Here is a 15,223-nt window from a genome sequence, read left to right as displayed (position 1 = left end):
GTATTGAAAAGTTTTTGATGAACAGGAAAGATTTTAGTAAAAACTTAGAAACGGCTATCATCATATCTTTTTGATGGTAGCCGTTTTTAAATTCTGTAGAATAATGTTTTATTAATATCCCGAGTTTGCCACAGTTATTTCTATTCTTTATAAACTATCATTCGTTAATTCAGAAAAATTAACAGTCATCTGCAGATCGTAAAAAGCCGAGAACACCGACGCTAAGCGGGTCGAAACCTTTCCTTTGACCGATCTTTCGACCCAGCAAAACTATTGGGGGGGGAGTTAATGTTGCTGACCCGAATTTCGAATCAATCACGAACAGTTACCTTTATTAGATTAACAAAAAAATGGATACTGCATTTTTGTTGATCGATATAAAGTATCACGATATCATTCACTTTTTCATGCAACTTCCGATTTTTGACTTACTTCTCAGAATACAATCGTTTAATCCCTCTAGTTACAACCTGAAGTTTAACCGTATTTCTTTCAGGTGGCTTCACCGGTTCACTTTCGTTTCGAGACCTATACAAAATAGCAATAAGATTTTTTGCAGGGAATAAAGCTGCATGTATTTCTTAAGTATCTTATCAGCCTAAAACTCCCCTTCTATTATTAATGAATTAACAAAAACGAATAAAACTATTTTTACTCAAAACGAATAATGTTACCTATTTTAAGAATAATTAAAATTTATAAAATGATCTTAGCATATATAATTTGACAAGGTCTAGAGGCTGGAGACAGTAAATTCGACATTGATAACCAGAGCTGTAGGCCAATAAGAGGAATTTACTCCTGCTTCAAGTTTAGGACTGATATTGGAAATTCTATTATACCGCCCAATATTAGGGTCTATGAATTAACATTCAGACCGCTCGAACACTTAGATTCGTCCGCAGAGACAGTGATGTATAGCGGATAGGGAAACCAATTTTCTAAGAAGGAGGAGAACGATGTTTACACTAAGCAAGTGTAAAAGGTACAAGGGTCGGTTTGTTCTTTTATTGATTCTGACGTTGATTTTTTCCATCCTATGCAGGAGGGATGCAGCCAAAAGCAACTTCAGGTCAAGAGAACGCAAAGGAAATCATGAGTATGAATGAGGAAACGGCCGAGTTAGCACTTAAAAAAATTGACCATGAAGTTATAGAAGCTTTTGGAGATCAACAATACGTGGAAGTACTTATTGAAATGGACGAGAAAGTAAATACATCACAGGCAGCTGAACAAGGAATCCAAATGACGGCGGACACTGCAACAGAGTATAAAAAGAAGATGGCTGCACGTAATGGAGTGTACAATGAACTAAAAAGTACTGCCCAACGTACACAGGCTGCTGCTCTGGACATACTAGAGAAAGCAAAGGATGATGGAGAAGTAAATCATTCGAAAGCTTTTACATTATGAATGTCATATACGCTGAAATCTCTTAAGATGCCGTTAAAAAACTGGCTTATCGTCCTGAAATTTCACGGATCAAGATGGATGAATTTATTAAGCTGGATTGGCCGGAGGTATCTATTAAGGACGTTCCGCCAGCTTCTAACAGTGTGGAATGGAATATTGATCGTGTCAATGCCCCAGATGTGTGGAACACTTTTGGTGTTGAAGGACAGGGGGTAACAGTAGGGATTATAGATACTGGGGTACACTGGGAACATGAGGCTTTAAAAGAGAAATGGCGCGGATACAATCCTGATGCCCCCGACAATCCCGCGCCTTTAGTCTTGTAGGTGGATCAGAATCTGATCTGCATGCAGCCGGTCAATATATGCTGGCTCCGGAAGATGACCCTGGCCTGGCCCCAGACATCATCAACAATTCCTGGAGGGATTTTCCAGGTGCTGATGAATGGTACCGACCGATGGCGCAAGCTTGGAAAGATGCCGGTATTTTTCCGGTTTTTTCGGCAGGGAACAACGGTCCTGGAGAGAACACCATACCATCTCCAGCAAACTACCCGGAAAGCTATGCTGTGGCTACCTTGGACAATAATGATCAGGTGTATGAATTGTCCAGTCGCGGACCTTCTCAATACGAAGATGACCAGAAGCCAAACATATCCGCTCCGGGGTTACGTTCAGTGTTATATCGTGTGACGTAATAGTGAAATGTATTGGAGAAAATGTCAATAAAATAAATTATTTCGTGTTAAATTTATATCATTAAACGTATTTCCACACGATTATCCGATTACCCGAAAAAATGAAAGGTGCAAATTCATTTAATGAACTTAGTGAGTAATCCATTGAAAATGCTGATCAGCTTATTAGACGCCGGGAATGTATTAAAGAAGAACTAAATAAGCCACAAGAAGTATTCAATTACTCCATAAAAACCTTAACCTGCAAAAATCCTCTCCGAACATAACTCAGAGAGGATTTTTGAACCTTTTCTATTAAATTAACTCCACACAATGCTGGTTTTAAATATCAAAAGATTTCAATTGCTCTTTAGAGGGCTTTTCAGTAATGAAACTAATGACTATGATTAAAACTAAAGATACTAATAAAGAAGGAACCATAGGAGGTAACCCAAAAGGTTGGTTTAAAATATACCACAATAGTGCGGTACCTCCTCCCCCTATTATACTCAACATTCCAGCTGTTGCAGTAGCTCCTTTCCACAAATATCCAACATACATCGGTATCAACAACCCTGCAGCATACATTGTATATGCAAATACAATTGCATCAATTATATTAGGCATAAAGAAAGCAAGTAGAAAACTAATCACAGCAATAATAACAACCGATATTTGACTCACTTTTTGTAATTCTTTACTAGAAACATCCCCTTTTCTTAACTGTTGATAGAAATCTCTTGCAACGTTAATGCTTGTACTTAGAATAATTGAATTTGTCGTGGTTACCAATGCAGCGATGACAACAACTAATAACAATGCACCAACAAAAGGTGGTAATAGAGTAGTAACGATTGTTGGGAAAACTTGATCAGGTACGACATCTGCTCCTAGAATTCCACGACCACTATATCCTAATAATGCTGTAAAAAGATATCCAAGGAAAACAGCTGGTACAAGCCATAATAAACTTGTTTTGGCAGTTTTTGCATCCTTTGCAGAAAAAACTCTGGCAAAGATAATTGACTGGGACACTGCAGTAGTTCCGAAAGCTGCCATAGCCATATTAAACGCACCTAATCCATCTGTACTTGAAAACACACTAAAATAATCGTTTGGAAGGGCTTGTACAATGTTATTAATGCCCCCACCTACATAAAATAAAATAATAACGCCAACCATTAATCCTAAAAATACTAATACCGCTTGAATAGCATCAGTAATTGCTACTCCCTTCATTCCTCCAAAAAGAGAGATGACGGTAAATGCTAAAACACCAATAATCATTGCAGGCAATTCTTCTAATCCAATGAAAACAACAAGTATACCAGTTATCGATAAGATCTGAACGGTGATAACTGCAACATCTCCAATTATAATCATAATTGAACTGAGATAGCCGGACCTTCTATCATATCTCAATGCTAACATATCAGGAACCGTAAATTGCTCCAATCTTCGGAATTTTTCTGCTAAAATAAAGGTCGCAGCTAATATCCCCAATATAGCTCCCAAGCCGCTAAACCACCAACCGATTCCCATTGTATAGAAACTTCCGGTCCATCCTACAACAGTTGCTCCACCCATTGTTGTGGAAAAAAGTGTGCCTAACAGTACCGGCACACCTAAACTACGTCCCGCAACCGCAAAATCCTCTACCCCCTCATTATACTTTTTAAAATAAACCCCGATACCAATAACGATAATTAAATATACTAAAAAAGTTATCAGATACACATGTATTTCTCCCTTCCAATTATTTTCCGAAGTTTTATAGTATTTAAAAGTAATAACTTTATAATCTATTAAACAGGATATATTTTCTCATCTTTACATCTTATCCAGAGGATAAATTGGACGCACAACTTTTTTATAATTAAATGTTGTAAAATCAAGTGTTGTTAATCCTGGAGAATCAACAGTGATTATTTGTCTACCTAAAGGTTCAAAGGCTGCTCTAAAATGCTGACTGGATTTCAGTGCAACGATTTTGTATGATGTAACATCTATCCCATGAAGTAGAAAAATTTGTTCATCCATAACTTGTGCTTTTACTGAGCAAACAATCACATCCACCTCACCGACTTTTAGTCTAACTGATTTTCCTAAATTAGTTTTTAATCCTCCCCACATCGGTGATGAATGAATAAATATACCATCAGTTAAGCTCTTAACATAACCTTCGACCTCAAGTGGTTCTCCGTGCAAATGATCCGTTTTACCACCGAGTTTAACGTTTATATTTGATCCCACACCCGCTTCGTGAGCTGCCATTGCAACTTCTGGGTCATAAATGAAACCAAAACAACTTTTATTTATGTCTTTTTCAAGCAAAGCTTTTAATAAAAAAGTTCCATCACCCGGCGTCCCCCCACCTGGATTATCAGATGTTTCATTAATAATGATTGGTCCACCTTCAATTCGAAGTGCTTTTTCAATCCCCCGAGAGGGTGAAATGGTTTCAACAATAAAATGATCTCGGATTGCCCATACATAATCAGCAATAGATTTTGAAATTTCTCCTGCTTTATGTTTATCATTATTTGTAGCTGCAATAACAGAAACCCCTACTTTGGAGATGTCTGTATATGGAAACCCGTGAAAAAATGTACAGTCTAATACAGAACTTTCTTTTTCAAATTCCCAGCATTTTTCATTAATATCTTTTGCTGGTGATAAGTTAGTCGTTGAAGTTGGAATGATTAATGGCAGATTAATTAAATGCATAACAGGTTTTATATCTTTATTAGCAATTTTAATCGCCTTATCAATAGCTTCCTTTCCTCGGTCAAAAGAGTCCGTGTGAGGGTAGAAATTTACACCCAACAGCAAATCTGATTCTGTAACCATTTTATTTGTTACATTTGCATGAAGGTCAAGCGTAACAACAATCGGGATATCATATCCTATTTCTTCACGAAGAGCTGCTAATATATTTCCTTCCAAATCCTCGGTATTTTCTGCTACTCCTGCACCATGTAATGATAAACAGATAGCATCGACAACACCGGCACTTTTAATGGATTGAATTAATTCCTTCTCTAATTCATTATATGTGTCCTCATTAATAATTCCTGAGGGATATGTGAATGCCGAAAAGGTTGGTACAATATCTATATTTCTATATTCACATTCCTCAATCATACCACCTAAATAGTCTTCAACACCCTTGTGCCTTTCAATGATTTCGTCTCCATAACCCCATTCCCATGAAGTAAAAGAACTTTTATCAGTGGGAGTAACAGCAAATGTATTTGTTTCATGAGTGACCTGACCAATAATTATTTTCATTAATTATTTACTCCTTTTAATATATATAAAGTATATATATCACCAAGTTTGATAGCTAATGCACTGAATGTTTATGATTCCTTTTAAAAATGAAATGTTTTTACATCTGTTGCAAATGCAGACAACACCTCATCATCTACCTCATACCCTATACCAGGCTTATCCGGCACGGTAATGACACCATTTTCCACAATAACCTCAGGCTGAATAATATCTTGTTTCCAATAGCGGGAAGATCCAGCTGTATCACCAGGTAAACTAAATTGGGACAATGTAGTTAATGCAATATTGTGTGCCCGCCCGACACCTGCTTCCAGCATACCGCCACACCATACAGCAATTCCATTTTCTTTACAGTAATCATGTATTCGCTTGGCTTCAGTAAGTCCGCCGACACGGCCAATTTTGATATTGATAATTTTACAGCTGCCAAGTTTTATTGCCTTTCTTGCGTCTGCCAGAGAATGAATGCTTTCATCCAGACAAACAGGCGTTTTTAGTGCAGCCTGCAGCTCAGCATGGTCAACAATATCATCGTGTTCCAGTGGCTGCTCTATCATCGTCAAGTTCAAATCATCCAATTGCTTTAGATGGTCAATATCCGCTAAAGTATAAGCCGAATTGGCATCTGCCATAATCGCAGTATCCGGAAATTGTTTCCGTACTTCACGCAGCACATCAATATCCCAGCCCGGTTTAATTTTAATTTTGATTCGCTTATAACCTTCCTTGACATACTGGTCAATCACATCCAATAAATCGGCAACAGTTGGTTGTATTCCTATACTGATTCCGACATCGATTTCCGTTTTTGTCCCGCCGAGCGCTCGAGACAGAGATATATTTTGACGTTTTGCATAAAGATCCCATACCGCTCCTTCCAATGCTGCCTTTGCCATATTATTTCGTTTTATCGGGGTAAAAAGGACGGAGACCTCGTCCGGATGAGTAATCTCATTTTCTTGTAAAATAGGAATTAAAAAGTCTTTCATCACATGTAAGTTCGTTTTTACTGTTTCCTCACTGTACCACGGGCTGGTAAATGCTACGGATTCGCCAAACCCGCGGTTTCCGTCATTATCAATTGCTTCCGTTACGAAAAATTCCTTTTCCTGAAATGTCCCAAAACTTGTGGTAAATGGATCTTTTAAACGCATTCTTAACTTATGTAATTTGATTTGTTTTATTGGTATCGTCACTGTGCATATCTCCTTTTTTCATTTAGTTGCGCGAAAAATAGTAATAGCTTATTCCCTTTTCACGAGCGTTTATTAAATCTGTTGCCTGATATCCGTGAGAGAACAATGCCTGAAATACCATCCTCGTATCGTAGCGCCATGCTTTGGCTAATTCAATATCGTCCCGCTTCATCTGCTGAAAGTCCATGGGCACGGCAACAAACCAGCCGGCCGAATTATTGGAAATATCATTGCTGAAAGCTTCCGTAATAGCAGGTTTGTTACCTTCATTTGTTAGCAATACATTATGTTCATCTATCCCAGCAGCCTTTTTAGTTTTACTTTTATGGTCATCCAAGTGCCAAATGATTTGAATGCGATCCGTCGGGAGCCCCTGATTCAGGTCGTCTTCCATTTCTCCATAATGATTCTCCTTGTAATATGCACCCGTTGCTCCAAGCTTGTGCAAATTAAGATAGGCATTTAAACTTTCCAGTGGATCAAATGTCCAGGTGATGTATGGATAACCCATACTTTTGGCAATTTCCGCCTGTTTCCTTTTCATCTGCACCCCAAGTCCGGCTTTGCGGTAGGACGCTAAAATTCCGAGCATATGGGAACAAAGGTAACTGTTTTCCCCGTCATAGCCTGCAAAGCTATAAAGGAAGCCGACCATTTCATCACCGTCATAGGCACCTAGGATAATGCCGCCATTATTTAAAGCTGTAAAGGTTTGATGAACCGGGGTCGGTGGCATATTCCAGACAGTTTCCTCCAGCTTTTGTATGTTAGGCAGCTCTTGCATACTCGTCACTTTTTTAATTTCAATTTGATTCCCCATCAAAAGCCTCCTTATATCCCTGGGAATGTTTCACCGCAGTTTTTATTAATGCCTGAGTTAAAATTTCAACAGCATGGGGGATGATATCATGATTAAACGTCATCTTCGGATGGTGGAGCCCCGGCTGGACATCGCATCCAATCGCAAGCATTGTCGCCTTTATATCCGGCCTTTTAATCGTATAGAAATGAAAATCATCCCCGCCTGTCGTTGTAATCATGGGTACTAAATTTTCTTCTCCCTCACATTCTATTATGGCCTCGCGCATGACCGCGATTGCTTCTTCATTAATAACAGCTGCAGCAACATTTGCACCAATATCTAAATCAATTTCTACATCGTGCATAGAGGCAATATTTTCTGAAATCCGTTCCAACTTATTCATTAATGTTTCCATCGCTTCATTCGTTTGAGCACGGATATCGATAGAAAACGTCGCTGAACCCGGAATGATATTCGCGCTTTTCCCCCCAGCCTGGAATGACGTCATTTTTATGGAATACGGAATCATCGGATCAATGTTTATATTGCTTATATGTTGTACCAACTCACTGCCTACCTGAATGGCATTCACAGTTAAATGCGGCCGGGCGCCGTGCGCATCATTTCCACGGATCTTTCCTTCGACAAACCGGGCTGCCCCGTGTTGAATGGCTGGCGCAAACTCCTGATACCGTAATTCCTGTACCGGGCGCACATGCATCCCGTATAGAAAGTCCATATCATCGATGATTCCTTCCTCTACAAGTGCAAGAGCCCCCTTTCCTTTTTCTTCTGCCGGCTGGAAAATAAACCGAAATGTCCCTTTATCCGGATAGCCTCCTTCTAAAAGTGTGTAGAGTGTTCCAATGACAATGGACATATGCGCATCATGTCCGCAAGAATGATTTGCCTGAAACGTTCCATCCACTTCTTGATAAAGCGCATCTATATCTGCACGCAAGCCGATGACCGGTTTTCCAGATCCAATTTCTATCATTAATCCGGTAGTTTGCTTAAATGGAGTAATTCTACATGGAAGGTCTTTAAACAGTTCTTTAATATAGGCCGTTGTATTGTATTCCTCCCAGCTAATTTCCGGATTGGTATGCAAATGAGTGAAAATTTCCATCAGCTTTGGTGTTAAGTTTTCAATTGTCTGTTTCAATTCAAGCACGCCTCCTATCATTATAATGGAAAAAAATCCGCTGCCTCCATGGCATCAAATTGCTTAACTCGGCGGTGAAAATCCTCCGCATTTCGTAATGAAATGGTTGAAACGATACTATTCATCAGAGAAAATAAAACTGGTGCCACATCAAGTGTTGATTTGATCGATAATTGCACTGCTAAATTTAAGTCAGCATACTTTGAAATAGGTGAAAAGGGAGAATCTGTAAATGTAATAACAAAAGCACCTTGTTGTTTAGCTAATTTTGCCATATGAATCGTATCTTTTGTGTAACGGTGAAAAGAAAAAGCTACAAAAACGCTTTTTTCCGTCAATTCACTGAGACGGAGTAACACATCATCGGAATTGGGCTGATACAAACGAGTTTTTCCAATTACCAAGTCCAGCGCAAATGCAAACCAGCTTGCCGGAGCATGAGAAGAACGAACACCCGAAATAAGGACTTGATCAGCGACAGAAAGTTTCTTCACAGCTTTTTCCAGATCTTCTTCACTTATTTGTTCTATCACTTTTAATATATTATCCCGATCGTTATGCATCATATCTTTGATAGAACCCTGCCTTTTTGTCTCTGCATAATCAGACAAGCTGCTCTTTTGGAAAAGATGCTGCTGCACATCTTCTTGTAACGCCTTATATCCTTTATATCCAAGCATATGACTGAATCGTATTACCGTTGTTTCACTTACTCCCATTTGCTTTCCAGCTTCTGCTGCTGAATAAACAGCAAATAATTTAGGATCCTGAATAAAGGAAGCAGCTATTTTTTTGAATCCTTTGGAAAAATTAGCTTGCTGTTCATTAATAGCAGTATAAATATGTTCCATGAAAACCTCCGAATTTTCTATTATTAAAAGGATTTCCTTCTCATTAACAAAAAATAAAGTTTTTACTTCGTATAATTGCATTTTAACATGGTAGAATTATTAAATCAATATAATTTTTAGATAATTAACACAGTAATACAGTAAATTGCTTCTCAAAAATAATGTGAAAACTAATCCCTGGCTCCGCTCACCCAAAATTCGCCAGCTTTATATTTAATCTCTTCCCTTTCCAAAGCCGCCACTGTGACTTATCCCTCCTGCAGCTACTCCATCTCCAACCATCAACATCCTCATGCGAGACATCTTCTTTTTCTGACTTAACGCACCTTTAATTGCATGTAAAACTCGCTGCTCACCAGAATGATTATTTTTCTCTTTTTTATTTTCTTTTAGTGTAATTAATGGGGACCATTCTGGACTCTTAGGTGGTTCAAAGCCTCGACACAACCTGTTCGTTTAACCCGCCTGCCCCCCTCCTCAGCTCTAGATTTATCCAATAAGGTAAATATCTCACAGTCGTATATCAGCCGTTTTGAAAATGGTCGAACAATCCTTGATATCGATTTACTGGAAAGAATACTCGCATCACTTAGCACAGACTTATCGACTTACTTAGCAGGCGATGAGGATTTACCGGAGGATTTCATTCAACTAATTGATACCTTAAAGACGCTAAGTTCAGAAGCTCGAAGAAAACTCAATGAATTTTCACAGTTGATGAAAGAATAAATATGAATACACATAAAAAGGCTGAGTCAAAGGTTACTCCTTTTAACTCATCCTCTTTATTATCAGCTATTAAACGATATCGGCATACATTTAATCATTTATCATCCATAGATGTTAGGGAATAATCTGTATATTTTTCTCCTTTACTAATATTATTCGTGGTTTTCGAATATAAATCTTATTACCTTGGAAGAATATATAAGTTTCTAATTGATTAAATTATCTACAAACTTACCTTATCCTCAAAAAAATCAATTTCGTTTCTCGACAAACTCCTTAAAGACTTGTGCTACTTGTACACAATCATTTAAATGAGACCATTCCAACAGGTTATGGCATGACCTCAATATTCTTTTTCACTTTCTTTCTTCCGCTTATCAAACACCTTCTTATATATATCCTTAACATTTTCAATTGATTTTTCATCAATAAAATACGCTATGGCTGCTTCACATAAAGCATAGGTACCTGCACTGGCAATAGCGCCTGAAACAACATTACCCGCAACTGGAACTACCTTCACTAACTGGCGGGCTACTTGACGTAAAGCAAAACCTGCTGCCACGTTTACTCCTAGAGCACTAAAAAATTCAATGACACCTTTTTTGTTGATTTTCTTTCCGCCTATGAGGGCGATTGCCGAAATCATAAATGTCTGCAGCCCTGTAATTATCGGTAAATCAGAACCCGGAATTGGATTTGCGCCTATCAGCCCAGTAACCCCTGCCACGCTTGAACCAATTCTTCGGGCTACCTTTTTCTGGACAGTTTTTATCTTTGCCAGTCTTGCAGTGATTACTTGGGCTTCATTGGGCAATTGTTCGATTAAATAATCTAATAACGTATCCACATTCCATCTGATATCATAAGTGATTTTATTATCCTCAAATTCAAGATAACAGCAAATTGGTATCACCTTAACAGGGTTTGACACTGCTTCTTGTAATTTAGTTGATAGAACTTCGACTGCTTCAGCTATATTTTTTTGTTTTATTGGATGATCAAAAGGAGGGGTATCAGGTCTTTTAGGACTTAACTCATCAACCTGTGTCACAGTACCGATAATTGACACATCGTAATCGTGCGCTGACCGAATCGTTTGCTTTAAATCCAGTAATTGCTGCAAATCTTCATCAATTCTTGCACTTACCTCTTTTGCCTTACTCAGAAACAACATGGCATCCGGACATTTTTCTTTAATCGACACGCTCAATTCTTCTAACGCAGATGATTGGGAAATCTCCTCTTCTGGTTTATCTGCTTCACCTAATCCCCTTGTATCAAGTATTTCAAGGTCCCCTAAGTCTGATTCATACGTATGCCATTTCCCTATGCCTGTCCTTGCTTTTACATCTCCGATTTCCGCTCGCATCTCATTAAAAATCGCATTAATCAGGCTTGATTTTCCCCGCCCCTCTTCTGCCTACAATAACAATTCGGGCAGGCCTTCTATCTAATGTAAATGACTTTAGTTCATTTAATTCTTTTTTCACTGCTTCTTTTATCTTATTTGGGATCTTTGAACTTTTTAACATATCATAAACAGATTCCAACAAATCGTGAATTTGTTGATTCTGATCACTTTGATCATCTCTACTATTACTCATTGTGTTACCTCCCCTTCTATTATTTACATATCATTAGGCGTATTATCCCATTAACAAATTATTTTGTCTATGAATCCTCCGAGACATATCATTAGTGTACCATCATTTGCAGGACTCCCTGTTTAGTTATTAAAAATTTCTGGTTAGATCTCCTTAAAAGTGCTGATTTTAAATTGAAGATAGTGCAGGTTATTTTTGAAGATAAAAATGGGCCAGATCTACTGTCCAGCTTTTTTGAAGCACGCCTGGCAATCGACCTTTTTCCTAGAAGTCCGGTGAAAAAGTCATAGCTGAAACAGGAATTACGACTCTTTATGTCTAATAAAGTAAGTAACACAATTTAAAAGGATGATCATGAATGCAATCGCCAAAGCAAACTCACATTCAATCTCGTTTGTTTCAATATATAGATATGGAGAACATCGTTCCCGAGAAGCACATTCTGCGTAGACTGAAAGATGTCATTAACTTTTCCCATGTCCACGATTGGGTGAAGCCCCTTTATTCCGAAAAAATGGGATCTCCTTCCATCAATTCAGAGTTGGCTGTACGTCTGGTCATATTGGAATATCTCTTTAACCATTCGGAAAGGGAGCTTTTTGAGATCCTTCCGATGCACGCAGGTTATTTATGGTTTTGTGGACTGGATTTTGAATCATCCATCCCCAACCGAACAACACTTGTGAAAACAAAAGCTCTTTGGCGTCAACATGGTATCTTTGAAGATATCATGAAACATGTGGTGGATCAGTGCATAGCAGCCGGACTCGTTCGTGCTGATGTTCACGCTGGTGTGGATGGTACACAAGTGCGTGCAAATGCATCCATCCACAGTTTGGAAGAAATAGAAATTGCCCCTGTACAAAGCATTGAAGAATACTTGGATGATATGAAACAGAGTGACGAAGCATCTCTGGATCAAACAGACACGCCGGATCAGAAAGACGATGAAGATCCGCCAACGCCAAAATCAAATGAAAATAATTCGGAAGAGTCTTTACAAGAAAAGCAAAGGGCAGGAAGCATACCCGCGTTACCTTGTACATGACTTAACAGACGTGGAATCAGGCATTATTTTAAAAACGAATGCAAGCATCGCTTCCGGTAAAGCGGAAAGAGAAATTAGCCTTCAGCAGTTGGCAGCTGTTCGTTTTCAGCATCCACAAATATATATTAAAACATTGTCGGGTGACAAAGCATATGGCACACCGGATTATTTGGCATGCCTATTTTCGCAGGACATTATACCTTTGATTTCTTTGAGAGACTATAACCTGGAAGAAGTTCCCACATGGAAAAGAGAGACCAACAACCCGGAGTGGCAACGAAAACGCCAGGAAAAAGGCGAGAAAGTCAAAACCAAAAATAAAGCCAAACAAATCCAACTTGAAGGTAAATACCGAGACATCCAAAAAAAGCGTGTACAATGTGAACATAATTTCGCCGAAAGCAAGACGGTTCACGGAATGGATCAGGCTAAAGGCAGAGGGCTGGACCGCATGCAGGAACAGGCACTCTTTACTGCCATCGTGCAAAACCTTAAAAAATTGAGCCGGTTCAAGGGCATAAGGCCTAAGACCGGCATTTCAGCATGCGCTGAAACGGAAATACGGGTTGAAGAATGCCACCAAAGCCATCATAATCATTCTATTTTCCACCTTTTTCAGGAAATCCGAGAAAAACTCACTGAAAAATTCACTTTTTTGATGGATAAAAATACTAGTTTTTCACCAGTCTTCTAGTAAGCTTACCTCTAGTAGCACCAGTAATATACTTAGTTAAGTCGGTATAATTTTAAATAGTAATAAAGATATCTTAGTTCTATTTGTTCACATGCTTTTAATACGTGAGCATGGTTATTTACCCAGCATGGTTCAGACATAATATAAGTACTTTTTTCATTAAAACCCCAACTACCTCCATCTTCCGCTAAACATAATATTTCATCATCAAAAATATATTCGTCTATATATTCTATAATCCCATTTGCACCACAGTAAGGATATAATTTATATTCTTTCATTTCATTTCTAGCATTTTGGTTAAGGGGTTTCCTCTTATTATTTAAGTTTTCTGTAACGTCTTTTAATAGTACAGTTTAAACCGGCACAAAGAATGATTTATCTGTCCGCTTCCTATCTTTTTCCGCTTCCAGATTATTAAATCGCGCCACAATATCCGGAATGTCATTTTCCTCAACAGGGCTTCGTTTATCATCCAAGGATAATCCGTCTGCTTCCATATCATAAAACCAAACGTTATCCGTTCCGCCGGCATCCGTTTTCGTAAAAATAAGCACACCTGTTGATACACCGGTATATGGCTTGAAAATCCCGCTTGGCATACTGATTACTGCCTCTAGTTTATGGTTTACTATCAATTCTTTTCGGATCGCTTTATGGGCGTTGGATGCGCCGAACAAGACACCATCCGGCACGATCGTTGCACCGCGCCCGCCTTTTTTTAAGAGACGCAGAAATTAACTGACAAATAACAGTTCTGTTTTCTTCGTTTTTGCTATTTTTAATAAGTCGTCCGATACGGAATCATAATCCAAAGATCCTTTAAACGGTGGATTGCCCAAAACGAGGGTGTATTTTTCTCTGTCTCTATTTTGTTCAGATAAACTACCGCGATAAGTAATATTTGGATTATCCACATCATCCAACATCATGTTCATGGCACCAATTCTTAGCATGGTATTGTCAAACTCAAACCCATGGAACATATCATTGTTAAAATGCTCCCTAAGCCCTTGGACAAAGAACACATCGTTGTGATTTTTTCTCAAATACTGGCTTGCTGAAACAAGGAATCCAGCCGTCCCTGCCGCAGGGTCAACAATAATATCCTCCGGTGTCGGCTTCATCATTTCTACGATCATATCAATAATTTGTCTCGGTGTACGAAATTGCCCGTTTGTACCTGAGCTTTGCAATTTGGATAGCAAATACTCATACAAATCCCCAAGTGTATCCACTTCCTGCTCGCCACTTGTCGCTTGCGGAAAATCATTGATTCCGGCAACAACCCGTGATAATAAGGAAGGAGTCGGGATCACAAAAACTGCATCTTTCAAGTGATTCGCATAAGCTAAATCCTGCTCCCCCATAGTTTTAATAAACGGAAACACTTTTTGCGAAACAACTTCAATCATTTCCTCCGGCCCCATATTCGAAAAGCTCGTCCATCTTAATTCAGGCTGATTTTTCGGAAAAATGCCATCATGTGGGATACCAAGCAACTCCGCATCCTTTTCTTTGTTCTTTTCATTATCATCTAAGACTTTTATGTATAATAAATAGGTGAATTGTTCTATGACTGTGAGCGGGTTAGTAATCCCGCCAGTCCAAAACGTTCCCATATTCGATCCACTTTGTTTCTTAATTCTCCTGTAATCATTTCTGCACCTCTTTGTTATGATACTGCTATTATACTATAGAGTGGTGTGTTCAGAAAGGTGGAGAGTTGATACAATCAATCCCCTCTT

Annotated in this window: 13 protein-coding genes and 2 pseudogenes; 5 read left to right on the top strand and 10 right to left on the bottom strand. The window is 38.6% G+C overall.

Going from position 1 to position 15,223, the window contains the following annotated elements; translation table 11 throughout:
- Nucleotides 1-1,050 precede the first annotated feature (1,050 nt).
- Nucleotides 1,051-1,413, top strand: a complete 363-nt coding sequence (locus ACDX78_RS19290) for a hypothetical protein (RefSeq protein ID WP_486029933.1) — start codon at nucleotides 1,051-1,053, stop codon at nucleotides 1,411-1,413.
- A 364-nt stretch (nucleotides 1,414-1,777) separates the two neighbouring features.
- Entirely contained in the window at nucleotides 1,778-2,110 is a 333-nt protein-coding gene (locus ACDX78_RS19285) for a S8 family serine peptidase (RefSeq protein WP_486029931.1), read from the top strand.
- Nucleotides 2,111-2,431: 321 nt separating this feature from the next.
- Here ACDX78_RS19285 and ACDX78_RS19280 read toward each other — a convergent pair whose 3' ends face one another.
- The 6 genes from ACDX78_RS19280 to ACDX78_RS19255 all read right to left on the bottom strand — a co-directional run bounded on the left by ACDX78_RS19280 (nucleotide 2,432) and on the right by ACDX78_RS19255 (nucleotide 9,397).
- Nucleotides 2,432-3,826 (bottom strand): sodium:solute symporter family protein, encoded by a 1,395-nt coding sequence (locus tag ACDX78_RS19280; RefSeq protein WP_486029929.1) that lies wholly within the window; start codon nucleotides 3,824-3,826, stop codon nucleotides 2,432-2,434.
- A 93-nt stretch (nucleotides 3,827-3,919) separates the two neighbouring features.
- A complete protein-coding gene (locus ACDX78_RS19275; protein ID WP_486029927.1) occupies nucleotides 3,920-5,380 on the bottom strand; it encodes a M81 family metallopeptidase in 1,461 nt (486 codons plus the stop codon).
- Between the two features lie 83 nt (nucleotides 5,381-5,463).
- Complete coding sequence (gene menC / locus ACDX78_RS19270) at nucleotides 5,464-6,537, bottom strand: o-succinylbenzoate synthase (RefSeq protein ID WP_486029950.1); 1,074 nt, start codon at nucleotides 6,535-6,537, stop codon at nucleotides 5,464-5,466.
- A gap of 64 nt (nucleotides 6,538-6,601) precedes the next feature.
- Nucleotides 6,602-7,399 carry a GNAT family N-acetyltransferase gene (locus ACDX78_RS19265; protein WP_486029925.1) on the bottom strand — a complete coding sequence of 266 codons (798 nt, stop codon included), beginning with the start codon at nucleotides 7,397-7,399 and terminating at the stop codon, nucleotides 6,602-6,604.
- Entirely contained in the window at nucleotides 7,383-8,555 is a 1,173-nt protein-coding gene (locus tag ACDX78_RS19260; RefSeq protein WP_486029923.1) for a M20 peptidase aminoacylase family protein, read from the bottom strand. Before ACDX78_RS19260 ends, ACDX78_RS19265 begins: the two co-directional genes overlap by 17 nt.
- Nucleotides 8,556-8,566: 11 nt before the next feature.
- Entirely contained in the window at nucleotides 8,567-9,397 is an 831-nt protein-coding gene (locus ACDX78_RS19255) for a MurR/RpiR family transcriptional regulator (protein WP_486029921.1), read from the bottom strand.
- Between the two features lie 465 nt (nucleotides 9,398-9,862).
- Here ACDX78_RS19255 and ACDX78_RS19250 point away from each other — a divergent pair, with 465 nt between their 5' ends.
- The gene (locus tag ACDX78_RS19250) at nucleotides 9,863-10,126 is read left to right on the top strand and encodes a helix-turn-helix domain-containing protein (protein ID WP_486029948.1); all 264 of its coding nucleotides are present in this window, start codon (nucleotides 9,863-9,865) and stop codon (nucleotides 10,124-10,126) included.
- A 343-nt stretch (nucleotides 10,127-10,469) separates the two neighbouring features.
- On the opposite strand, the gene ACDX78_RS19245 is transcribed toward ACDX78_RS19250, so the two are convergent.
- Together ACDX78_RS19245 and ACDX78_RS19240 are read right to left on the bottom strand one after the other, a co-directional pair.
- On the bottom strand, nucleotides 10,470-11,498 hold the full coding sequence (locus tag ACDX78_RS19245; protein ID WP_486029919.1) for a YcjF family protein: 1,029 nt from the start codon (nucleotides 11,496-11,498) through the stop codon (nucleotides 10,470-10,472).
- 16 nt (nucleotides 11,499-11,514) lie between these two features.
- Nucleotides 11,515-11,733 carry a hypothetical protein gene (locus ACDX78_RS19240; protein WP_486029917.1) on the bottom strand — a complete coding sequence of 73 codons (219 nt, stop codon included), beginning with the start codon at nucleotides 11,731-11,733 and terminating at the stop codon, nucleotides 11,515-11,517.
- Between the two features lie 358 nt (nucleotides 11,734-12,091).
- Here ACDX78_RS19240 and ACDX78_RS19235 point away from each other — a divergent pair, with 358 nt between their 5' ends.
- The gene (locus ACDX78_RS19235) at nucleotides 12,092-12,781 is read left to right on the top strand and encodes a transposase (RefSeq protein ID WP_486029916.1); all 690 of its coding nucleotides are present in this window, start codon (nucleotides 12,092-12,094) and stop codon (nucleotides 12,779-12,781) included.
- On the top strand, nucleotides 12,681-13,475 hold the full coding sequence (locus ACDX78_RS19230) for a transposase (RefSeq protein ID WP_486029914.1): 795 nt from the start codon (nucleotides 12,681-12,683) through the stop codon (nucleotides 13,473-13,475). The genes ACDX78_RS19235 and ACDX78_RS19230 overlap by 101 nt, the downstream gene beginning before the upstream one ends.
- Nucleotides 13,476-13,507: 32 nt before the next feature.
- Here ACDX78_RS19230 and ACDX78_RS19225 read toward each other — a convergent pair.
- Together ACDX78_RS19225 and ACDX78_RS19220 are read right to left on the bottom strand one after the other, a co-directional pair.
- Nucleotides 13,508-13,810: pseudogene (locus ACDX78_RS19225) on the bottom strand (restriction endonuclease subunit S); the annotation flags it as partial.
- Nucleotides 13,811-13,834: 24 nt separating this feature from the next.
- Nucleotides 13,835-15,135: pseudogene (locus tag ACDX78_RS19220) on the bottom strand (type I restriction-modification system subunit M); the annotation flags it as partial.
- Nucleotides 15,136-15,223 lie beyond the last annotated feature (88 nt).

The sequence above is a fragment of the Virgibacillus oceani genome (genome assembly GCF_041521345.1).
Taxonomy (GTDB): domain Bacteria; phylum Bacillota; class Bacilli; order Bacillales; family Amphibacillaceae; genus Virgibacillus_N; species Virgibacillus_N oceani_A.
The sequence above is the reverse complement of the archived record's forward strand: the minus strand, read 5'-3'. Positions and strand labels throughout refer to the sequence as shown.